This is a genomic window from Nitrincola alkalilacustris (genome assembly GCF_008973755.1).
Classification (GTDB): Bacteria; Pseudomonadota; Gammaproteobacteria; order Pseudomonadales; family Balneatricaceae; genus Nitrincola; species Nitrincola alkalilacustris.
In genome coordinates this window covers 1-21,394 of sequence record NZ_WBOM01000003.1, presented here as the reverse complement: position 1 = coordinate 21,394, position 21,394 = coordinate 1, and the positions used below count along the sequence as shown (strand labels likewise).

Sequence of the window (21,394 nt, the reverse complement as noted above, 5' to 3'; positions counted from 1 at the left end):
CATCGTTGTAGCCTACACTGAATCTGTGTAACAACATTACTGGGAACGGATTGAAGATGTTTATTAAAATCAAGAAGAACTGCGGTATCTTAATGGAACACAACGGGATCGATAAGCGCCATATCGTTCCAGTTACATCTAACTTTCTGATCAACCTGGATCTGGTGGCTGAGGCGTCTTTCTACACTCTGAAGGAGGAAAAGACCCGTCTGGATCTGGATGGTCATCAGGTCATTCTTGAAGAGCATACCAGCGTTGTCCATCTGCAGATGAGCTACATGTATGCCTTCTACACCGAAAACAAGAATGGCAAACAAGGACGCATGGCTGAGCGCCAGTACTACAAACTGTTCTTCAAGCCCCAAAATATTGGAGCTTATGAGGAACTGCGTGGCGTGATCGAAACTCAGGTGGCGAACCTCTAAGCCACCTCCTAGATCAGACACCCGATCAGGTGTCTGATCTGAGTATTTTCATCGCCAGCCGGTACAGGTCCTCAGCGTCCGCAAGCGCACGGTGGCGTCGCATTGCTCCTTCAGCCTCTTGTGCAAATTGCGCTATCTGAGAGGCATTCAGGATAGCATCCAGACCTTCAACCCGAAAGGATGGCTCGCATCGACAGGCTTCATACAACCTGTCCAGCCAGAAGCGGTCATAACTCGGCGCATCCGTAACAACAATACACCCCTGAAGATGCTGATTAAGACGTTTACAGGCTGCCTGAGCACTGATCCCATCTCGCACCAGATCATTATGATCAATACCATGCACCTCTTCAGCATGCTCATCCCAGTAACGCCAGCCCGCGACACTTTTCGGATTGATCAGAAAACTATCCTGTCGCTCACCGTCTGCCGCGACCCATGCAGCCTCGATCGGATAAGAAGCCTCGCCCAACCCACTCGCCTCCAGATCCATGAAAACCAGATTCACTCAGCGCTCCAAAACATTCTTCTTCCCCTTGAAACCAAACAACATTACCCTCATCTAATCAACAACTCTCACTTAACTGGAAAGAATCGACAATCATGAGAATACTGCTTTTTCTTGCCACAAACCTGGCTGTTATTCTGGTCGCCAGTATAACCCTCAGAATACTGGGTGTAGAGAACTACTTGGCTGGTACTGGTCTGAATCTGGGCTCTTTATTGATTTTCTGCGCCGTATTCGGCTTTGCCGGCTCGTTGATCTCTCTGCTGTTGTCCAAAAAAATGGCAAAAATGGCAACCAAAACCCAGATCATCGAGAAGCCACGGAATGCCGATGAGCGCTGGCTGCTCGATACAGTCGCCGAGCTGTCACAGAAAGCCGGTATCAAGATGCCTGAGGTGGGTATTTTCCCATCCCAGCAGTCCAACGCATTTGCCACTGGCTGGAACAGGAATGACGCACTGGTTGCGGTCAGCTCCGGCCTGCTGCAACGTTTTCGCCCTGAGGAGGTCAAGGCCGTTCTGGCGCATGAGATCGGCCATGTAGCCAATGGTGATATGGTTACTCTGGCTCTGATTCAGGGCGTAGTGAACACCTTTGTCATGTTCTTTGCCCGTATTGCCGCCTATGCAGTGGACAGCTTCCTGCGCCGTGGCGAGGGTGGTGGCCGTGGTTTCAGCTACTACATCACGGTCTTCGTGTTCGAGATCATCTTCGGCATTGCAGCCTCGACCATCGTCGCCTGGTTCTCACGCAGGCGTGAGTATCGCGCCGATGAAGCCGGTGCACTTCTGGCCAGCCCTGCCGCCATGATCGGTGCTCTGCAACGCCTCAAAGCCGAAGCTGGCATGCCAGATCAGATGCCGGATCAGTTGACTGCTTTTGGTATCAACAGTGGTATCAAACAGGGCTTCATGAAGCTGATCGCGACTCACCCTCCATTGGATGATCGTATTGCTGCGCTGCAGCAGTTCAGGAAATAGCCCGTACGTCAAAAAAATACTTGCTCCAAATATTCGGTTCAGCATTCAGAACCAAGCACTCAGCTCCAAACAAAAAGGGCCTATTGGCCCTTTTTGTATTTATATCTCATCAATTCATATCTTTGCATGAGCATCAAGCCAGACATATTAGCTCACTCTACATCCCCACTTCCCTTAACAGGCGCCTGCTTGACGCCCGCATCAGGGGCTAGAGGCCTGGCTTGCTGTGTCACCAGCTTTTCAAGCCCTTCGGAGTTTCGCAGATGGATATCCAGCTGCTTGAAGGAGATCTCGATGCCGGATTTTTTAAACTCACGATCGATATGTCGATTGATCTCATCAATCGCTGGATTGCGATCATATAGCTCCTTCACATGGATACGCAGTTCATGATCCAATGTGCTGTCACCGAAGCTCAGAAACAGCACCTGAGGCTCTGGGTCACTCAACACGCGATCATTGATCCGCGCCGCTTCAAGCAGTATCTCGCGTGTACGTTCAAGGTCAGATCCGTAGGCGACACCGACCTTGACCACTACCCGCGTCACCGTATCGGTCAATGACCAGTTGATCAATTGCCCAGTGACAAATGTCTTGTTCGGAACAATAATATCCTTGCGGTCAAAATCAGTGATGGTCGTTGCTCGTATACGTATCTGCCGCACACGACCTGACACATTATCCAGTGTAACCACATCACCGATTCTGATCGGACGCTCAAATAGAATAATCAGACCAGATACGAAATTGGCGAATATCTCCTGCAGACCAAAGCCCAATCCCACACTGAGTGCCGCCACCAGCCATTGCAACTTATCCCAGCTGACACCCAGCGAAGAGAGCGCAAACACCAGACCGATCGCAGTGATGGTGTAGTTCATCAGCGTTGTAATGGCATAGGCACTGCCCTGTTGCAGATTCAGCCGTGACAGAACCAGCATTTCGAGCAAGCCTGGCAGGTTACCGGCCAGAAAAATGGTAAAACCTATAATGAACAGAAAGGTCAGGAAATCACTCAGGCTGATCGGTAAAGGTGAGTCGCCACTGCCATATTCCCAGAGGACTAGATGATCAAGATAATGGAACGTACTCAACAGATCGTACCAGACAGCATAAGTCGCTACACCGAATGCCAGCAGCAGCGCAAACCGTCCCAGACGCAAGGTCTGATTGCGGATCTGGTCAATATCCAACTGTGGCAACGCTTCAAGGTCAGGATCACTGTTACTTTCCCCGTCACTGGCAGCAGCTTGCTTCTGGGCCAGCTCACGTTCCTTCATCATGCGCTGGTGGCGTAGCCGCTCCGTGCCCAGCTCTATTCCTCGCATGATCACTGCCTCGGCAATCACCCATCCAGTCAACAGATAGAAGGTTGCGAGTACGCGCCCTGTCAGCTTAAGACTGGTGTAGTAGTAGCCCATCATTGTCATCACTACCAGCGCCAGCGGCAACAGCACCAGCACAATCATAACCAGCCAGTGGATACCTTGTGAGTTGTAGATCAGAGGCAGGCGCCGGAGCAGACGAAAGAACAACCAGGATATGGTCGTAAAACTGACGATCAACACCAGCATGCCGATCACATCCCGGTTCAGTGCCAGTGTCTGCTGTTCTGCAAGTGCCAGAACAAAGCTGGTGGGCAACAAAACCCAGATCAACTTCTTCAGAAACCAGAGCAGCTCTCGCCTTTGCTGATCAGACCAGCCAAAGTGATGTTCTGCAATGCGACTGTCTCCCACTATCTGGCCCATAAAGCGCACCACAAACCAGCTCAAGGCTATGGCGATCAAGCCCTGGCCAAGCCCCGGCACACCCGAATCTGCCGACTGAAACATCAACACCCCTGCAGCACTGAGCAACAGTGGCCCCGGCAACACGCGGGCAGCAACGGCCAGAAGCGCCTGCGGGGTCAACCAGGGGTTTGGAGGTGGCAACGGGACTGCCTCTGCTATGGCAATAAAGCTGTAATAGCGTTGCTGGGTATAGTTCCTGAACAGCTGATTTATCTCTGAGATACGGTAACGTAATCGCTCCCGCCCGAACCAGCAGAAAAATGCCAACAACAATAACATCGTGGCGCCAGCCACCTGCTCCAGGGGATGCTTCAAGTCAGGCCGGACACTGATCTGTGTTACCAACTCCTTGATCTGTATGGCAGCGTTCTTGGGAAGTAAGAGAAACCAGTTCAGATTCAATGGCCGATTACTGGGAATCCAGAACAGGCTTTCATCCAGTCGCATGCGTATGCGTTCACTGGAGCTGATCAGATCTCGCTGCTCCTGCTGCAACACAACAGAGGTGCTCAGTATCCGGTCGATGATCTCCTGCAACTGCAGCAGTTCGGCAGGGTCACGTGTGCGGGATTCACGATTGGTACGCCGCTGCTGCGCTACTTCAAATTGCTGCAGGCGCAGGCCAGCAATAAAATCAGATAACTCAGGATCCCTGATCGGCTGAGGCAGCCCGAGACGCTGTTCCTGCAGCACTCGGTAGATCAGGAAGCTGCCCTGCAAGGCTGCAAGGTATTCATTGAGGGTTTCTTCACTGGTACTCAGTCGCTGCTGCTGAGATCGCACCTCTTGCAGGCGCTCCGTCAACTCCTGGTGTTTTATCGTCAGTTCTGTCACTTTTTGCTGTAACAGCTCACGGGCATCCGGTTCGAACTGGCGAACAGGATCGGTCTGGGCAAAGCCGATCGGCAGGCTAAGGCACAATAACACCAGCAAGGTCAGGTGAAGAGACCAGCGGATTGAAACAGAGGGTAAAAACAGTTTCATGATATTGCAGAACACCCATACCTGGTTATGAAGAAACACCCTTCCTGGCTGATCGAGGGCTGTTCACCATCATAGTATGACTACAAGTGGATTATCCACCCGTTGTATTCATGAAGCGTACGATCTGCACATCACCATCGGTGGTGAAGTGGTGCTTCTCGGGTTTCAGATCCATCGCATCAATGATGGTCTGGCGAAGAGGCTCATTGTCCTTTGGATACTGCCTCAGGACCTCTTTCAGATCAACCGAATGCTCATTACCGAGGCAGAGCAACAGCCTGCCCTCGACTGTGACACGCACCCGATTACAGTCACCACAGAAGTTATGACTGTGAGGTGAAATAAAGCCTATCTGACTGTCGCTGTCGGCCATCGCATAATAACGCGAAGGGCCAGCAGTCTGAGTTGAGGTGGGAGACAGTGAGTATCGGGTTTCAATGATGTCACGCACATCATCACTGGAGCAGTAGGTTTCGTCACGGGTGTGGTCCGAGATGTGCCCCAGTGGCATCTCTTCGATAAAGCTGATATCCAGCCCACGCTCACGCGCCAGCTCCACCAGATCCAGCACTTCATCATCATTACGCCCCCGCATGACTACGGCATTGAGCTTGATCCGCTCAAAACCAGCCTCGCGTGCGGCGTCTATGCCTTCAAGCACTTTATTGAGATCACCAATACGGGTGATACGTCTGAATTTATCCGCATCAAGAGAGTCCAGACTGACATTGAGCCGTTTCAGACCCGCCGCTTTCAGGGCTTTTGCCATGTGGGGTAACTGACTGCCATTGGTGGTCATGGCGAAATCCCTGAGGCCGAGCGAGCCGATATAATCCACCAGTTCCAGCACACCTCGCCGGACCAGTGGTTCCCCCCCGGTGAGTCGGATCTTTTCGACTCCCAGCTCAGTGAATACGTGTGCAATACGCCCTATCTCTTCCAGTGTCAGCACCTGATCTCTGGGCAGAAAGGTCATTTTTTCACTCATGCAGTAGACGCAACGGAAGTCGCAACGGTCCGTAACGGACAGGCGCACATACCTGACCTGTCGACCGAAACGGTCAACCAGTTGTGTTGCGGGTGTGATGAGTGAATTCATGGTTATTTTTTCTCCCAACGCTTGGCTGCGTGGCTGTCACTGTCGCGGGCGCTGACCCAGTAGTCACCGCTTGCCGTGTGCTCCTTTTTCCAGAAAGGGGCACGCGTTTTAAGATAGTCCATAACGAAGTGACATGCTTCAAATGCTGCCTGTCTGTGTGCGGAGGCAACCACCACCAACACTATTTGATCGCCCGGCTCCAACCGGCCGACACGATGTACTATTCTCATACCCTGGAGTGGCCAGCGCTGATCCGCCTCGTCTGCGATCTGCATCAGTTGCGCTTCGGTCATGCCCGGGTAATGCTCCAGTGTCAGCGCTTCTACTTCAGGCCGCTCATTGAAGTCTCGCACATAGCCGACAAAACTGGTGACGGCACCGATATCGGTTCGTCCAGCTGTCAGGCTATCCACCTCCAGCCCCAGGTTAAAGTTCTCTGTCTGTACACGTACCTGATTCATCATCAACCACCTGTGACGGGAGGAAAGAAAGCCACCTCGTCACCAAACCTGACCACAGAGTCAGGATGACTCATTTCGCGGTTCACTGCAACCAGTAAGTTGGGCCGATTCAGGACCGTTGCCCAGGGCTCACCTTTAGCCTTGATCTGTTCAATCAGAGCAGCAACTGTTGTCTCCTCCCCTTCACCCAACTCAACTGACAACTCATCCTCAGACAGTGCTTCGCGCAATTCTGCAAAGAAACGCACCTGCAGCTGAGGTCCCACCGCCGTTTTGGTCTCTACTACTGGCTTCGAATCAGCATGCTGCATCGATTCATAGGTCCAGTCACCCGATTTGCCTCCGGTTTTTTCCAGCACCTTGATATCTTCTATCACCATACCCTTATCGACGGCCTTGCACATGTCATAGAGCGTCAGAGCCGCAACAGATGCCGCAGTCAGGGCTTCCATCTCGACACCTGTCTGACCAGCCAGTTTACAGGTTGCTTCGACCAATACGCCCGGTAACGATGCATCCGGGATCAGATCAACAGTGACCTTGCTCAGCATCAGAGGATGACACAGCGGGATCAGATCTGGCGTGCGCTTGGCCGCCTGAATTCCGGCTATGCGGGCTGTGGCCAGTACATCGCCCTTGGCGTGAGTTCCCTCCACGATATGCTGCAGTGTTGCGGCACTCATGCGCACTCGCGCAGAGGCTGTCGCGGTGCGGGCTGTCACCTTTTTCTCGGAAACATCAACCATCCGTGCCTGCCCGCGGGCATCCAGATGTGTCAGCTTATTCATATCAGAACCTTCTCTTCAGGCTCCGGTAAAACCGGGAAGCCAGCTGTAAAATGGATAGATCTCAGCAACCGCTCCAGGCTCAATCTCTGCCTGATCATCCGTTATTCTGATCAGACAGTTCCCTTGTTGCATGGAGGTCAGAATACCTGAGCCCTGCGAGCCGGTTGTTCTGACTCTCAGAACCCCCTGCTCATCGCTGTAAAAGACACCACGATGGAAATCACTGCGCCCTTTTCTACTGACCATTTTCTCATCAGAGACAGCCTTAAGGATAGTCGGAGTCCAACCTGTCTGCCCTTGAAGTCGGCGAATCAGCGGTTGTACCAACAGCATGGCGGTTACCATGACGGCCACGGGATTACCCGGCAACCCCATGAACAGACTGCGCCGCTCATCTTCATCCCTGCCCAATTGCCCGAACGCCAGAGGTCGTCCCGGCCTGATCGCCAGTTGCCAGAAACCGGTCGACCCCAGGCTGGCAAGGGCCTGCTTGATGAAATCCGCTTCACCCACGGAAACGCCACCAGACGTGACCACCAGATCAACTTTTCCCCGAATGCTATCCAGTGCCTCGTAAACCGCATCAGGATCATCCGGTATAATACCCAGATCCTGTACGTCACAACCGAGTGCCTGCAACAGTGCATGCAAAGTGAAACGATTGGTATCGTAGATACCACTACTCCCGAGAGGTTGACCGGGTAGCGTGACCTCATCACCGGTCGAGAAGATCGCCACTGACACCCTCTTGAACACCTCTATCCGCGCAAATCCCAGTGATGCCAGCAACCCTGTCTCAACCGGCCCCAGGGACTGACCTGCCTTCAATACGCTACTGCCCAGCCGGATATCTTCACCGGCCTGACGTACATTGGACCCGATCTTGATACGATCAGCGTCTTTAATCAGCAACAGATTACCCTGCTGCTGTGTCATCTCTTTCATGACAACCGTATCAGTGCCACTGGGCATCGGCGCGCCGGTAGTGATCCTCACCGCCTGACCGGCATCTGCCTGAAATGAGTGATCCTGCCCCGCCAGTTGCTCACCCAGTACCTGCCACTGATCAAGGGTTTTCAGCTCTGCGCCCTTCAGCGCAAAACCATCCATCGCGGCATTGATTCGCTGCGGCACATTCATGGGTGCCACAATATCACTTGCCAGTATGCGCCCTGATGCCTGCTGCAACTCAATCGACTCAATTGCGGGCCTGGTTGTCACTGCAGACAGAATCAGCTCCACCCCCTCCTCCAGCGTAAGATGGCGGTTACCCGGGGTGATATAGTCGAAACAGGAAGGAGCGGCAACTTCAGTCATTCAGCACCTCTTCTGCCGTTCAGCCTGATTCTGAGTATGAGCCATTAAGCCACAATAACTCAGTACAAAGGTTTCGATCTCATCCAGGTCGTTCAGGTTCAATCTGGGCAGTGTGCAATCGGCCGGTATCTGATCCGGCTCATCGCAGGCCACTGCCACGATATGTTCATCTTCATGGTAACGCCAGGGTTTACCGACTTCAGCACGATACAGCTCAATTTTCGGGTAGGCTTCCGCCTTGAACCCTTCAACCAGTATCAGATCCAGGTTCCTGTGATCCAGATGCTGCAGCATCTCCTGCAGAGAGGGGTCTGTCTCACGTGCATCCTCCACCATCAAGGCCCAGCGCTTTTGCGATGCGATAAGCATCTGACTGGCACCGGCATGACGAATTTCATAGCTGTCTTTGCCGGGTTTATCGACATCAAACTCATGATGTGCATGCTTGATACAGCCGACTCGAATGCCGCGCTGCTTCAATCTGGGCAACAGGGCTTTGAGCAGGGTTGTCTTGCCAGTGCCACTCCAGGCAGCAAAACCGATCAGGGGCAGCGCTTTATTTTCATTCATCAGCCATCCAACTCTGTCGCACTATCAATTAATAATTTCAGGCTTTAATAACATCAGGACTTGATATCTTCCGGACGATTGAAGTTATGCAGCATTTCCGGCGGAAAACTGACCTCCGACATCCCCACCGAGGCATACCAGCGATCCGGCTTGCGTTCGTTCGCAGCCAGAGCCTTCATCAGCTCAGGTAACACTGAGCGTCGCATCATCACCACCATCGGCTGCAACCACTCACCATCACTGGCCACTACGATCGGCTGTTCACTTCGAACCGCTTCGGCACTGAGCCTGGCAACAAGATCCAATGGTATGAAAGGGCCATCACAGGGCACGAATACCACCCAATCTCCGGTGGCATGCGTCAGTCCGGTAGCGATCCCCATCAACGGCCCCTGAAAACCCTCATCCAGGTCCTTGAACACCGAATAGCCCAGTGATGAGTAGCGATCAATATTACGATTAGCATTGATGATCAACTCACCCACCTGAGGCGACAGCCGCTCAATAATATGTTCGATCAAGGGTTTTTCCTGATAGAGCACCCAGCCTTTATCTTCCCCACCCATTCGCTGACCTCTGCCGCCAGCGAGCACAACTGCCGTTATTTTCTCTTTTGCCAATGTCATAGTTCCCTCTGCGTTTCAATAATGCAGCAATTGTCCATTACTCAGCACCCAGCGCTGCTCGCAGATCGCACTGAGTGCAGTTGTCTGGTGTGAGCTCAGCAGTATACCGGCACCCTGCTCCTGCAAACTGCGAATCAGTGCCACTAACTGTTCCACAGCATCCGTATCCAGATTGGCTGCCGGTTCATCCAGCAACCAGAAGGCTGGCCGCAATAGCCAGGCACGCGCCATCGCCAGCCGCTGCCGCTCACCTCCTGACAGAGTTCTCGCCTGTTGGTGCGCCTTGTGCTCAAGGCCCGCCCAGCTCAGCGCCTCTTTGATCCGCTCTTCGCGTGCCTGCCGGCTGACGCCCTTGATAGCGACAAGGCGCAGATTATCTACAACACGCTTATCAAACATATAGGGATGCTGGTGCAGATAACAACAAGTACCGACTTTCAGTTGTCGATTATCCAGCAACAATTTCCCATGTGTCGGCTGAATCAGCCCCGAGAGTACCTTCATCAGGGTAGTCTTGCCACTGCCGTTAACCCCAACCAGGTGGATAGACTCCCCCTGCCGCCAGGTCAGCTGCTCAATCTGCCATAAGCGTTTACCATCGAACTGTTGTTCGAGCTTCCAGGCCTCCAGCAGATGACTCATGCAAGCTGCCTCATTGCGTGACACTCTGAATACTGCGACCACGACTGACGCCCACGATCACATTCAATACCAGCGCCAGCGTGAGGAGAACAATACCCAGTGCGATGCCCTGGACATATTCACCTTTAGTGGTTTCCAGTGCGATTGAGGTGGTGATGGTGCGTGTGTAACCGGCGATATTTCCACCGACCATCATGGCGCACCCCACCTCGGCCACAATGCGGCCAAAAGCCATCACTACCGCGGCCAGCACCGCAAAACGCACCTCAAGCGTGATCAACCACAGGGTATACAGGCGCGAGCACCCGAGTGAGCGGGCTGTCTCCCAGGCATGGCGCGACACGCCCTGGTAGGCAGCATGCAGCATGGCGACCAGCAACGGAAAACAGATCAGTATCTGTCCGATGATCATGGCGGGCTGAGTGAACAGCAGCCTCAGATCACCGAAGGGACCGCTGCGCGATAACAGCAGCACCAGTATCAATCCGATCACCACCGTTGGGATCGCCAACAAGGTATTGTTCAGCGTGACCACTATCCAGTGGCCGGGAAAACGCCAGAAGCTCAACGCAAAACCTGCCAGCAATGCCAGAGGCAAGGAGATGAACAGAGCCGTCAGCGATACACGAAAGGAGACCATGATGATCTCCCAGAGAACTGCATCACCTGAAAACAGCAGCTTAAGCGCTGCACATGTTGCCTGTATCAATGAATCCATTAACGACTGCTTATCTCATCTTACGGCTTATGAATGGATACCTGGAAAATACAGCAAATCATAGAGTTCATGGCTGGTGATTGGCAAAGAAAAGCTGCTCTCCATCAACCTTGAAGCTGTTTATCAACGCCTGACCCTCTTCAGAAACAAGCCAGTCTGATAGTTTCCGGGCCAGATCATGATTCGCATCCGGATGACGCGCGGGACTCACCAGAATCACCTGATAGGGATTGAACAGTACCTCATCCCCCTGAAACAGCAGCGCTGCATCCAGTCTGGCACGCATCGCCAGCCAGGTACCGCGGTCTGCCAGTGTATAGCCTTCCATCTCATCGGCAATCGACAATACCTGCCCCATGCCCTGACCGACTGCTCGATACCCTGCAAAAGGAGGTTCCACCGCCGCCTGCTGCCAGATCTCAAGCTCTTTGATATGCGTGCCTGAATCATCCCCTCTTGATACAAATATGGCTTGCTCAGCAGCGATGGCGCGAAATACCTCCACCACCGAATCCTGCTCGCTGATCCCAGCCGGATCAGCCTGTGGGCCAACAATAACAAAGTCATTGTACATCAACGAACGAGGATCAATGCCGTGGCCGTCAGCGACGAAACGTGCTTCAGCTTCGGGAGCATGTGTCATGACCAGATCGACATCACCGTCCTGCCCCAGTCTCAGTGCCTTTCCCGTACCCACTGATATCACATGAATGGTGGTGTCATGCTCTGCCTCAAAGTGCGGTAACAGATAATCCAGAAGACCCGAGTTGTAAGTACTGGTTGTTGTTGCCAAACGCAGCATCTCTCTGGCCTGAGCAGCGGTAGTAACAGTTGCAATAACTGTTACTGTAAAAAACAGCAGCATCACACAGGTAAGTGACCTGCGGGCAACTCCCCTTTTTGTCATGATGTGATCTCTTATACGTGTAATCGTGTATATCCAGATAATGATAAGCAATTTAAAGGCCAGATAGGGCTTAAAAGCCTGCCAAGGCCTTGATCTGTCAAGGCAAGCCGCTTGATATTAGCCTAAAGTAATAGGTATTTTACTGGACGCTGATCAAATGGATGGGTCAGAATAACCCACCGACATATCCAATAGAGACAATAAGTCTCATTTTTTAAAACATAACAATAACCGAGTCTGTCTATGTCAATTCTGCAGGATTTCAATCTTTGCCGGTCAGCATCAGTTCTGGTGGTTGATGATGAAGCGGGTATGCGCTCGTTTCTGCAGAAAGCCCTGCAAAAACATTTTGGCCTGGTAGAGGTGGCTGGCAGCATTGAACTGGCGGAAGAGCTGCGCAAGCGTTGCCATTTTGACCTGATCATTCTTGATGTCAAACTGCCCGGTCGATCCGGCATCGAGTGGTATGAAGCCCTTGAAGACCCCAACCGTCACAGCGACGTGATTTTCATGACCGCCTATGCCGAACTGGATACAGCCATACAGGCACTGCGCGTGGGTGCAGCCGACTTCATCCTGAAGCCCTTTCGCCTTGAGCAAATGATGAATGCGGTCAGACGTGTGCTGCAGAGGCGACAACTGGCCAGAGAGAATTTTCTGCTGCGCCGTGAGATGACTCAACTGGTTGAAACCGACAGCCCCATGCTCGGCGACAGCCCCGGCATCAAACGCCTCGAGGCTGTGATTCAACGCGTTGCACCTACCCCTTCGGCCGTACTGATCGAGGGTGAGTCCGGTACCGGTAAGGAGCTGGTTGCCAGAGCACTGCATCAGCAGTCCGGCCGGGATGGTCCTTATGTACCGGTGAATTGCGGCGCCATAGCACCTGAATTATTGGAAGCAGAACTGTTCGGCCACACCAAGGGTGCATTCACTGGTGCAGACAGAGCTCGTGAAGGGCTGTTCAACTTTGCCAGCGGTGGCACGCTGTTTCTGGATGAGATAGGCGAACTGCCCCTGAGCATGCAGGCCAAACTGCTGCGCGCGTTGGAATCGAAAACAGTCAGGCCGGTGGGCAGTGAGCAGGAGATACCCATTGATGTACGTATCCTCGCAGCTACCAATCGCTCGCTTGCCGATGAAGTTCAGGCCAGTCGTTTTCGTGAGGATCTCTTCTATCGCCTCAATGTGCTGACACTGACCCTGCCTCCCCTGCGTGAACGGGCAGAGGATATCCCACAGCTCGCTCACTATTTTTCGCGCAAACTCTCGCAAGAGCTTGGCTTGCCTGCCGTGCCCTTCTCGCACGAAGACCTGATGGCGATGCAGGCACATCACTGGACAGGTAATATCCGTGAGTTGAAGAACTTTATCGAGCGCTGCATTCTGCTCGGACACCTGCCCCTGCATGAGCTGACCGCACAGGACAGCCTGAACGGGCGAACGCCCGGATATCCAAGTTGCTGGCCTCTGGATGAGGTGGAGCGACGCCATATTCTGCGTGTGCTGGAGGCCTGCGAAGGAAACAAGTCAGCCACAGCCCGTCAGTTGGGTATTGCCCGCAAGACGCTGGAGCGCAAGCTGATCGCCTGGCAGGATGAGCCGCTGATAGAATCCACCGAGCAGAGCTGAAATGTCTCTCCCACTTCATCAGTCCGTCAAGGGTAAGCTGCTGACGCTGACACTGATTCCCATTGTGCTGACACTTCTGGCCTTGATCGGTTTGACCGCTTACTGGACCAGCAGCTATGTCAATCGCCAACTCTACATGAAAGTGGCGGCAGACCTGTCGGTAGCCAGAAGCACCCTGCAGATGATGCAGAATCGGCAGCTTGAGCGGCTGCAACAGTTGAGCAATGCCTGGCACGTGCACAAAAATCTGACAGATGAGCAACGCCCCTTGCTGAATGCACTGGTAAACCAGATTCGCGATCGCCATGATTTTGATTTTCTTCGTCTGCTGGATATGCAACAACTGGAACAGGCACGGCAGAACGAACCCAGTCTGGCACCACTGATCGCTCAGGCTCTTGAAGGCAAAGGTATCAAAGGGTTGTCTGTTATTGAGCAGGATGAGATGCAGCGAGTTCATCCGGATCTGGCCGAGCAGGCCACCATTCAGGTTGTTCCGACACCACGTGCTCGCCCATCTGATAAGTCTCGTGAAACACGAGCCATGTTTGTCCGTACCCTCTATCCTGTTTTTGATGCCAATGGCGACCCGGCATATCTGCTGGATGGCGGCGTGATGCTGAATCACAATCTGCAGTTTGTGGATACCATCCGCGAGCTGGTCTATGGCCCCGACACACTGCCTGAAGGCGGTATCGGAACCGTTACCCTGTTTCTGGATGACACCCGTATCACGACTAATGTGCCGGCACCCGGTTCACAATTGACGGACACGCTGCAGGAACGCGCCATCGGTACCCGCATATCCGAAGAGGTATACAACCGAGTGCTGGGCGAGGAGTTGATGTGGCTGGATCGCGCCTTTGTTGTCAGCGACTGGTATGTCAGCGCCTATGAACCGATCTATGATCTGCACAACCAGTTGATCGGCGTACTCTATGCCGGCTTTTCGGAAGGACCCTTTATCCGCGCCTACCTGCGCACACTTCTGGAACTGGGCGCCATACTGGCGATTATTTTGCTGATTTCGGCATTACTGGTCTGGCGAAGTGCCAGCCGACTCTTCGCCCCGGTTAAGCGGATACACCAGTCTGTCATGGAAGTCCGAGCCGGCAATAATCAGGCACGCATTGGACGTTTAGAAACAGGGGATGAGATGGCCGATCTCGCCCACCACTTCGATGCGATGCTGAATGAGCTGGATGCACGCCAGTCCACCATCCGTCAGTCTGCCGAACGTCTGGAGCATCTGGTCGAAGAGCGCACGCTGAGTCTGACACGCAAGACACTGGAGCTGGAGGAGCATATTGAACTGCTCAAGGCGACCCGCGAAGAGCTCTTCACCAAAGAGAAACTGGCCGTGCTGGGCGAGCTGACCGCTGGCATCGCGCATGAGATCAACAATCCCGCAGCCGTAATTCTGGGTCATATGGACCTGCTCCAGGCGGAGCTCGGACCAGATGCGGCCGATGTGCAGGAGGAGATCGATACTGTTATCGAACAGGTTTACCGTATCCAGGCGATCATCAATAATCTGCTGCAATACAGTCGCCCCGATCAGGTGATTGATCAGTTGCAGGTGATCGATATCAACCGCACCATTGAGGATACCGAAGCGCTGGTGCGCCATGCTCTGGACAAGAAAGGGATCGGCATAGCGTTGGACTTTACCGAGATCTGCGATGTTGAAGGTAACCGCCAGCAGATACAGCAGGTGTTGATCAATCTGCTGCTGAATGCAGCCAATGCCATGGAGCACACTGGCGATATCCTTGTCCGCACCCGCCCCTGGCATGCACCGGATGGTGCCGAGGGGGTCTGCATTCATGTTGAGGATTATGGCCAGGGGATAAGTGAAGCGGTGCTGGACAAGATCTTCGACCCTTTCTTTACCACACGCGAGGGCGGCAACGGCCTGGGGTTGTCGATCAGCCGCAGCCTGACGCGCCGTTATGGTGGTGACCTGCGAGTCAAATCCACCCCGGGCCATGGCAGCACCTTCACCGTTCTGCTCAGAGCAAAAGCGCTGATCCGCCACGATGATGAAGCCACCATGCAGCAGTTGCTTGCTGGGCTGGGAGTGGCTTGAGCGAAGTTGTTACAATTGAGACTATCCTCTGGATAAATTAAAAGTCAGTACTTGCAGGACTGGCATTACTTACTCATTTTCCATGCTTTCAATCGCAATAGCATAACGAGTACTGCGCCCCCCTCCAGGCAGTTTACACAAACAACCCTTGTCTAAAAGCTCTGCCAGATCCCTTGTCGCTGTGGCCTTACTGACCTTGGCCAGAGACTGATACTTACGGGCATTGATACCCTGCTCAAACGCCTCACCAGCAGTATCCAGCAACCGGTTCAGCACTTTAATCTGTCGCTCGTTCAATACTGTAGTGGCATGGCGCTGCCAGAACCGTGCTTTGACCAATACCCGCGCCACTCGTAACAGTGCATCCTGCAAGGCCTCTTCCAATGTATCCAGAAACCAGGCAAGCCACCGAGTAATATCCAGACCGCCACTCTGAGCCTGCTCAAGATGATCGTAGTAGGCATGGCGACGAGCCATAATGGCAGCACTCAAGGAGTAAAAGCGTACAGACTGCCGTTCAGCCTGTGCCAGTGCCCGGTCCGTCACAGCACGAGTGACACGCCCATTTCCGTCATCGAAGGGGTGCAGAGTGATCAGCCAAAGATGAGCGATCCCTGCACGTAGCAGATAATCCAATCCGGCAGGAGGATGATTGAACCACTCAATAAACGCATTCACCTCATTATCAAGGCCATGCCGGGGAGGCGCCTCAAAGTGCACTTTGGGCCGATCCAATCGACCGGAAACCACCTGCATGGGCTGTTCGCCACGCAGCTCTCCTACACGGATTTTGAGCAACAGACCGGGGCCATGAGGGAAAAGCATGGATTGCCACTGGCAAAGCTGTTCGCAAGACAGAGACTCATCTGGTTGGTGCGTAGCTTCAAGTAACAACCTGACCAACGACTCGGACTCTGGCGTGGTTCTGCCCGATATTCCAGCCCGCTCCAGACCCAGGTGACGCGCAACCGACGAACGCACAGAGCCCACATCCAGGTGCTCACCCTCAATCTCACTGGTGCGGATTGCGTTCTGGATCAGCGCATCCATCTCCACGTCCAGTCCTGCCTGCTCGGGGACAACTTCTGTACGACCCAGCAACCGACCCTGCAACAGTCGTACAGTGTCCAATTTAGGTTTGAGAATCACCTCATCCCAGATAAAATGTGGCCAGTCGGGTTGTTCCCATATGTACATGAGCCGAATACCTCACCCAATCAGATCAAGTTATGAGCCGATTATGGCAAGTATTCGGCTCAATGGGTAGTTGAGCTCAACTTACAGTCGATTATTGTTTGCAGAAGACAGCATTCTGATTGGAATAGTCGACCTCATAAGTCTTACCATCGGAAGCAGGCACGCTGGCAGCCTTAATAGACTTATCCATAACAAAAGAAACTCACCTCATCCCCCGGCTGTACCTGAGTATTGGGCGGCATCACCACCAGTGAGTCGGCCCAGACAGCTGAGGTCAATACGCCGGAGTTCTGATTCGGATAGGTCTCCAGATACCAGCGGCCATCGCGCCAGGTGCGTTTTGCTCGCAGATACTCCTGACGAATCTGTGTTTTTGCACTGAACTCGGCTACACCACAGAGCAAGCTCTGCTGCAAAGCACCCCTCTCGCCTGCACGCTTTCGCAGAACAGGCTGCACGAAAAGCTGAAGCCCGACAAAAGTGGACACTGGGTTGCCTGGCAGGCCAATAAACGGCGCGCCTTGCACCTGACCGAAAGCCAGGGGTTTACCCGGCTTGATAGCCAGTCGCCAGAGGCTGATCTCGCCGAGGATCTCAATCGCAGGGCGTATATGGTCCTCCTCACCTACCGAAACACCACCGGTGGAGATGATCAGATCTGCGGCGGATGCCTGCTTGAGTACTTCCACAGTCGCTTCTAGCGTGTCTTCTACCGAGCCCAGATCCATCACCTGAACGCCTCTTTGCTGCAAGAAACCCTTGAGCAGAAAGCGGTTAGAATTATAGATCTGCCCAGGCTGCAGAGGTTGCCCCGGTTGTACCAGTTCACTACCGGTACAGAGAATTGCGACTGTAAGCTGTCGATAAACCCTGACCTGCTCCACACCGACACTCGCCAGCAAACCAAGATGGCGGTAATCAAGCCGCTGACCCGCCTCCACAATCTGTTGACCAACGCGGACATCCTGCCCTCGTGGGCGAATATTCTCGCCCAGTTCCAGCCCAAGATCTTCTGGAAAGGCGATCTCTCCATCATCCGTCAGGACCACTGTCTCCTGCATCACCACGCAGTTTGCACCGGGTGGCACCTCTGCGCCGGTAAAGATTCGCGCACAGGTCCCCGGGGTCAGAAACAGCGGAGACTGGCCTGCCGGAATACGCTGACTGATCGGCAGAGTTGCAGGCAAATCCTCCAGATTCAGCGCATAACCATCCATTGCGCTGTTGTCTGCCGGTGGCACATCCACCTGCGCCACAGCCGGATCTACCAGGACACGCCCCAGCGCATCCTCCAACATAACCACTTCACTTTCCGTGACTGGTGCTATTGCTTGCAGCATCGCACTCAGCGCATTTTCAACCGGTATCAGATCGGGTTTCAACATCATCTCACTGTTCAGCTATGCAGTTGTTTGCCGTGCAGCAGTATGCCGACAAAATTACAGGGCTTGTGTCGACTGTCCAGCTGCTCAGCCAGAATGTTGTTCCAGCCGGTCTTGCAGGCACCGGTCGAACCAGGCAGACAGAAGATGGCAGTCCGATTGGCAAGTCCGGCCAGAGCGCGGGATTGCACGGTGGAAGAGCCGATCTCGGCATGTGACAACTGGCGAAACAGTTCACCAAACCCCTCTATTTCGGTATCAAACAGCGGTCGCATCGCCTCGGGCGTGGAATCTCGCCCGGCATAGCCGGTTCCGCCGGTCGTCAGCACCACCTGCACCTCAGGATCGGCAATCCAGCCACTGACAACGGCCCGCATGCGATACACATCATCCGGAATCAATTCGCGCGCCACCAGTGTGTGGCCAGCCGCCTCAAGCATTTGAACCAGCGTATCACCGGAGCGGTCCTGCTCAAGCGTGCGGGTATCCGACAGCGTCAGCACGGCAATTTTCAGTGGTATCTGCTCCTGACTCATGATGACGTTTCCGCCTTCTTGCGCGCTTCTCTGGCATTGAAGGCAGCCATCTGTTCAGGCGTGGTCGGCTTTTGATACAGGGTTTTCCACTCGCTGTAGGGCATCCCATAGATGTATTCGCGGGCCACTTCATAATCCAGCGTATGACCACGCTCTTCAGCCGCTGCCACCAGCCATTTGGCCAGGCAGTTGCGGCAGAAATCGGCCAGTACCATCAGATCAATATTCTGCACATCCTTGTTGTCATCCAGATGCTGCAGTAAACGACGAAAGGCAGCCGCTTCAAGCTCTGTCCGGGTGTTAGTGTCAAACTCTTTCATCTTGTTGGCTCCAAAGGCATATCAGACAAAAAGCATAACCTGATATGCGGTTCGGGGCTACAGGGTTTCACACCCTTTAATAAGGCGATGCAGAATCCGTATTGAATTAACTTATACGAAAATATTTTGTTATAACATAACAAATAAGTATGGTTCTCATTTATACTCCCCTCCCACCTCCAACTTCTTACCATCACCTCCTGGAAAACTTTCTACAAGGAATAGATCGATGAAAAAGATCCGCTCAAAACTGCTGCTGGCACTGACCTGCTCCAGTTGTCTGCTGTTTTCTGCAATGCTTCCGGCTCAGCCATCAAATGATACCCTGTCGATCAGTGGCCCTTTTGAATTCACCAATCTGGATCCTTCACAGAGTGGCTACATCTATACCCGCATGCAAATCGTTGAGACTCTGGTGGATGTCGAAGCGGACGGCACGCTGAAAGCAGGCTTGGCCACTGCCTGGGAGGTCAGTGATGATCTGCTGGAGTGGCGTTTTCAACTGCGCGAGCAGGTGTTGTTTCATGATGGCCAACTGATGGATGAAGCCAGCGTTGCGAATAGCCTGACTCGCGCGCTGGAAAAGCATGGCCCACTGAGCAATGCGCCGATCGAATCGATACAGGCTGATGCCGGTCAAGTGGTTATACGATTACAACAGCCTTACAACCTGCTCCCGGCCGTACTGGCCAACTATGCCAATGTCATCCTCTCCCCCGCAGCTTACCTCGCAGATGGCTCGGTGGAGCAGCTACTGGGCACTGGCCCTTATCAGTTGAGCTCATTTCAACCACCACACAAACTGGGTGTCAGCCGTTTCGATCAATACTGGGGTGGCAAAGCTGCCATCAGCCATGCCGAGTATCTGACCGGTCACAGAGGTGAGAGCCGTGTGCTCCAAGCCAGAAGCGGCCAGGCGGACATCGCCTTTACCCTTGATCCGGCCAGCCTCAACATGCTCAATCGGGAACAGCATGTGGCAGTCCACTCTGATCTGATCCCGCGCACGATTCTGCTCAAGATCAACAGCGGCCATCCGTTTCTGGGGCCGGTAGAGGCACGTCAGGCCCTGAGTCTGGCATTGGATAGAAGCGGTATCGCCCGCGCTGTTCTGAGGGTACCAGGCTCAGAAGCCAACCAATTGGTCCCCTCCTCACTGGGAGACTGGTATCTGGACGACCTGCCAACAGCGATTCAGGATCAGCAGCAAGCAAGTGATCTACTGGCCGCACTGGAGTGGACTCCCGGCCCGGATGGTGTCCTGACACGCAATGACGAACGCTTTGCTCTGACCCTGATCACCTACGCAGACCGTCCAGAGCTGACTGTTGTGGCTACTGCGATTCAGGCGCAGCTTGCCGAGATAGGTATTGAGGTCAATGTATCGGTCACCAACTCCAGCGCCATTCCAGCCGGCCATCAGGATGGTTCGCTGGAGATGGCCTTGATTGCCCGTAACTACGGCTTTATCGCGGATCCACTGGGCGTGATGATAGCTGATTTCGGCTCTGAGCAAGGCGGTGACTGGGGTGCCATGAACTGGACCAACGCTTACGTGCCTACCGCCATCGAGCAGTTGAAAACAGAAACAAGTGCCGAAATCTACCGTCAGACAGCGCAGTCGATAGCCCGACAGATAGCCGAGGAACTGCCACTCATCCCCATCGCCTTCTATACCCAGCAGACAGCGGTGAATCAGCGTGTTCAGAACTTCCGTTTTGATCCCTTTGAGCGCAGCTACTTTCTGAGTGAAATGGAACTCTCATCAAAATGAAGCACACGCTGTTGAATAGCCTGATGCGCCGGTTGATTCAGGCATTTATGGTCGCCTGGGGGGTCGGCACTCTGACCTTTATTCTGATGCGCTCTCTGCCGGGAGATATGGCCTACCGCATCGCTGCCGGTCGCTATGGTCAGGATAATGTCTCTGCCAGTGCAGCTGAACTGGTGCGTGCCGAACTGGGACTGATCGAGTAGGGTGAGGCGTCACCGCCTCATCCCTCTCACAGAACCGTACGTACGGGCCTCGTATACGGCTCATGCCTTTAACTTACCCCGAGCTCGGGGACAGCGATACCCGTTTTCACTTTGGTTAAGTCAAGCAACCCCAGTTCGTCGTGCAAGTAGCTATTGGACAGCGCCAGATGTGCCAGTGGTGACGCCGCATTTCGCCAGCTTTGCATCTTGATAAACTGAAACGGCGGGCGGTAACCCAGTTGCTTCAGCCTACGATGCAGTCGGCTCGACTTCTTCCACTGCTTTAACTGGATGCAGCGCAACCTCCGCCGTATCCACTTCATCACCTGTTTCAATACCCTTGCGCAGTTCGCTACCCGGAAGTAATTGCTAAAGCCCCGTAGCACAGGATTCAGCTCGCGGATGATCGCCGCCAGTCCCACACCCCGGTTTCGCTTCGTCAG

Annotated in this window: 22 protein-coding genes; 6 read left to right on the top strand and 16 right to left on the bottom strand. The window is 53.6% G+C overall.

Annotation, left to right across the window (positions count from 1 at the left end; translation table 11 throughout):
• Nucleotides 1-56: 56 nt before the first annotated feature.
• A complete protein-coding gene (locus F7R27_RS05735) occupies nucleotides 57-425 on the top strand; it encodes a hypothetical protein (RefSeq protein WP_151703286.1) in 369 nt (122 codons plus the stop codon).
• Nucleotides 426-450: 25 nt separating this feature from the next.
• Here the strand turns inward: F7R27_RS05735 and F7R27_RS05730 are convergent, their stop codons facing one another.
• Nucleotides 451-933, bottom strand: a complete 483-nt coding sequence (locus tag F7R27_RS05730; RefSeq protein WP_151703285.1) for a 3'-5' exonuclease — start codon at nucleotides 931-933, stop codon at nucleotides 451-453.
• A 92-nt stretch (nucleotides 934-1,025) separates the two neighbouring features.
• Here F7R27_RS05730 and htpX point away from each other — a divergent pair, with 92 nt between their 5' ends.
• Nucleotides 1,026-1,913, top strand: a complete 888-nt coding sequence (gene htpX, locus F7R27_RS05725; RefSeq protein WP_151703284.1) for a protease HtpX — start codon at nucleotides 1,026-1,028, stop codon at nucleotides 1,911-1,913.
• Between the two features lie 152 nt (nucleotides 1,914-2,065).
• Here htpX and F7R27_RS05715 read toward each other — a convergent pair whose 3' ends face one another.
• From F7R27_RS05715 to F7R27_RS05675, 10 genes are all read right to left on the bottom strand, one after another.
• Complete coding sequence (locus tag F7R27_RS05715) at nucleotides 2,066-4,690, bottom strand: mechanosensitive ion channel domain-containing protein (RefSeq protein ID WP_151703283.1); 2,625 nt, start codon at nucleotides 4,688-4,690, stop codon at nucleotides 2,066-2,068.
• A 91-nt stretch (nucleotides 4,691-4,781) separates the two neighbouring features.
• Nucleotides 4,782-5,789 carry a GTP 3',8-cyclase MoaA gene (moaA, locus tag F7R27_RS05710; RefSeq protein ID WP_151703282.1) on the bottom strand — a complete coding sequence of 336 codons (1,008 nt, stop codon included), beginning with the start codon at nucleotides 5,787-5,789 and terminating at the stop codon, nucleotides 4,782-4,784.
• Between the two features lie 2 nt (nucleotides 5,790-5,791).
• Nucleotides 5,792-6,250, bottom strand: a complete 459-nt coding sequence (moaE, locus tag F7R27_RS05705; RefSeq protein ID WP_151703281.1) for a molybdopterin synthase catalytic subunit MoaE — start codon at nucleotides 6,248-6,250, stop codon at nucleotides 5,792-5,794.
• 2 nt (nucleotides 6,251-6,252) lie between these two features.
• Nucleotides 6,253-7,038, bottom strand: a complete 786-nt coding sequence (moaC, locus tag F7R27_RS05700; RefSeq protein WP_151703280.1) for a cyclic pyranopterin monophosphate synthase MoaC — start codon at nucleotides 7,036-7,038, stop codon at nucleotides 6,253-6,255.
• A 15-nt stretch (nucleotides 7,039-7,053) separates the two neighbouring features.
• A complete protein-coding gene (gene moeA / locus F7R27_RS05695; RefSeq protein ID WP_206060418.1) occupies nucleotides 7,054-8,355 on the bottom strand; it encodes a molybdopterin molybdotransferase MoeA in 1,302 nt (433 codons plus the stop codon).
• On the bottom strand, nucleotides 8,356-8,925 hold the full coding sequence (gene mobB, locus F7R27_RS18700; protein WP_206060416.1) for a molybdopterin-guanine dinucleotide biosynthesis protein MobB: 570 nt from the start codon (nucleotides 8,923-8,925) through the stop codon (nucleotides 8,356-8,358).
• A 53-nt stretch (nucleotides 8,926-8,978) separates the two neighbouring features.
• Nucleotides 8,979-9,551, bottom strand: a complete 573-nt coding sequence (gene mobA / locus F7R27_RS05690) for a molybdenum cofactor guanylyltransferase MobA (protein WP_151703279.1) — start codon at nucleotides 9,549-9,551, stop codon at nucleotides 8,979-8,981.
• 15 nt (nucleotides 9,552-9,566) lie between these two features.
• The gene (locus tag F7R27_RS05685) at nucleotides 9,567-10,193 is read right to left on the bottom strand and encodes an ABC transporter ATP-binding protein (protein ID WP_151703278.1); all 627 of its coding nucleotides are present in this window, start codon (nucleotides 10,191-10,193) and stop codon (nucleotides 9,567-9,569) included.
• Between the two features lie 10 nt (nucleotides 10,194-10,203).
• Nucleotides 10,204-10,911 carry an ABC transporter permease gene (locus F7R27_RS05680; protein ID WP_151703277.1) on the bottom strand — a complete coding sequence of 236 codons (708 nt, stop codon included), beginning with the start codon at nucleotides 10,909-10,911 and terminating at the stop codon, nucleotides 10,204-10,206.
• A gap of 67 nt (nucleotides 10,912-10,978) precedes the next feature.
• Nucleotides 10,979-11,818 (bottom strand): ABC transporter substrate-binding protein, encoded by an 840-nt coding sequence (locus F7R27_RS05675; protein ID WP_240776254.1) that lies wholly within the window; start codon nucleotides 11,816-11,818, stop codon nucleotides 10,979-10,981.
• 243 nt (nucleotides 11,819-12,061) lie between these two features.
• Here F7R27_RS05675 and F7R27_RS05670 point away from each other — a divergent pair, with 243 nt between their 5' ends.
• A complete protein-coding gene (locus F7R27_RS05670; protein ID WP_151703276.1) occupies nucleotides 12,062-13,450 on the top strand; it encodes a sigma-54-dependent transcriptional regulator in 1,389 nt (462 codons plus the stop codon).
• Between the two features lies 1 nt (nucleotide 13,451).
• Entirely contained in the window at nucleotides 13,452-15,539 is a 2,088-nt protein-coding gene (locus tag F7R27_RS05665; RefSeq protein WP_151703275.1) for a sensor histidine kinase, read from the top strand.
• A gap of 69 nt (nucleotides 15,540-15,608) precedes the next feature.
• Here F7R27_RS05665 and F7R27_RS05660 read toward each other — a convergent pair whose 3' ends face one another.
• From F7R27_RS05660 to F7R27_RS05645, 4 genes are all read right to left on the bottom strand, one after another.
• On the bottom strand, nucleotides 15,609-16,736 hold the full coding sequence (locus F7R27_RS05660) for a Fic family protein (RefSeq protein WP_151703274.1): 1,128 nt from the start codon (nucleotides 16,734-16,736) through the stop codon (nucleotides 15,609-15,611).
• 182 nt (nucleotides 16,737-16,918) lie between these two features.
• Nucleotides 16,919-18,124, bottom strand: coding sequence for a molybdopterin molybdotransferase MoeA (locus F7R27_RS05655; RefSeq protein ID WP_206060415.1), 1,206 nt, complete (start codon nucleotides 18,122-18,124; stop codon nucleotides 16,919-16,921).
• 8 nt (nucleotides 18,125-18,132) lie between these two features.
• Nucleotides 18,133-18,654 carry a molybdenum cofactor biosynthesis protein B gene (gene moaB / locus F7R27_RS05650; protein WP_151703273.1) on the bottom strand — a complete coding sequence of 174 codons (522 nt, stop codon included), beginning with the start codon at nucleotides 18,652-18,654 and terminating at the stop codon, nucleotides 18,133-18,135.
• On the bottom strand, nucleotides 18,651-18,974 hold the full coding sequence (locus F7R27_RS05645; RefSeq protein ID WP_151703272.1) for a DUF1244 domain-containing protein: 324 nt from the start codon (nucleotides 18,972-18,974) through the stop codon (nucleotides 18,651-18,653). The genes moaB and F7R27_RS05645 overlap by 4 nt, the downstream gene beginning before the upstream one ends.
• A 229-nt stretch (nucleotides 18,975-19,203) precedes the next feature.
• On the opposite strand from F7R27_RS05645, the gene F7R27_RS05640 reads away from it, so the two are divergent.
• Together F7R27_RS05640 and F7R27_RS05635 are read left to right on the top strand one after the other, a co-directional pair.
• Nucleotides 19,204-20,748: an ABC transporter substrate-binding protein gene (locus tag F7R27_RS05640; RefSeq protein ID WP_151703271.1), complete on the top strand. Its 1,545-nt coding sequence runs from the start codon at nucleotides 19,204-19,206 to the stop codon at nucleotides 20,746-20,748.
• Nucleotides 20,745-20,951 carry a hypothetical protein gene (locus F7R27_RS05635; RefSeq protein WP_240776253.1) on the top strand — a complete coding sequence of 69 codons (207 nt, stop codon included), beginning with the start codon at nucleotides 20,745-20,747 and terminating at the stop codon, nucleotides 20,949-20,951. Before F7R27_RS05640 ends, F7R27_RS05635 begins: the two co-directional genes overlap by 4 nt.
• A gap of 68 nt (nucleotides 20,952-21,019) precedes the next feature.
• Here F7R27_RS05635 and F7R27_RS05630 read toward each other — a convergent pair.
• Nucleotides 21,020-21,394: group II intron maturase-specific domain-containing protein (locus F7R27_RS05630; RefSeq protein WP_276612557.1), on the bottom strand; the 375-nt coding region annotated here is incomplete at its 5' end.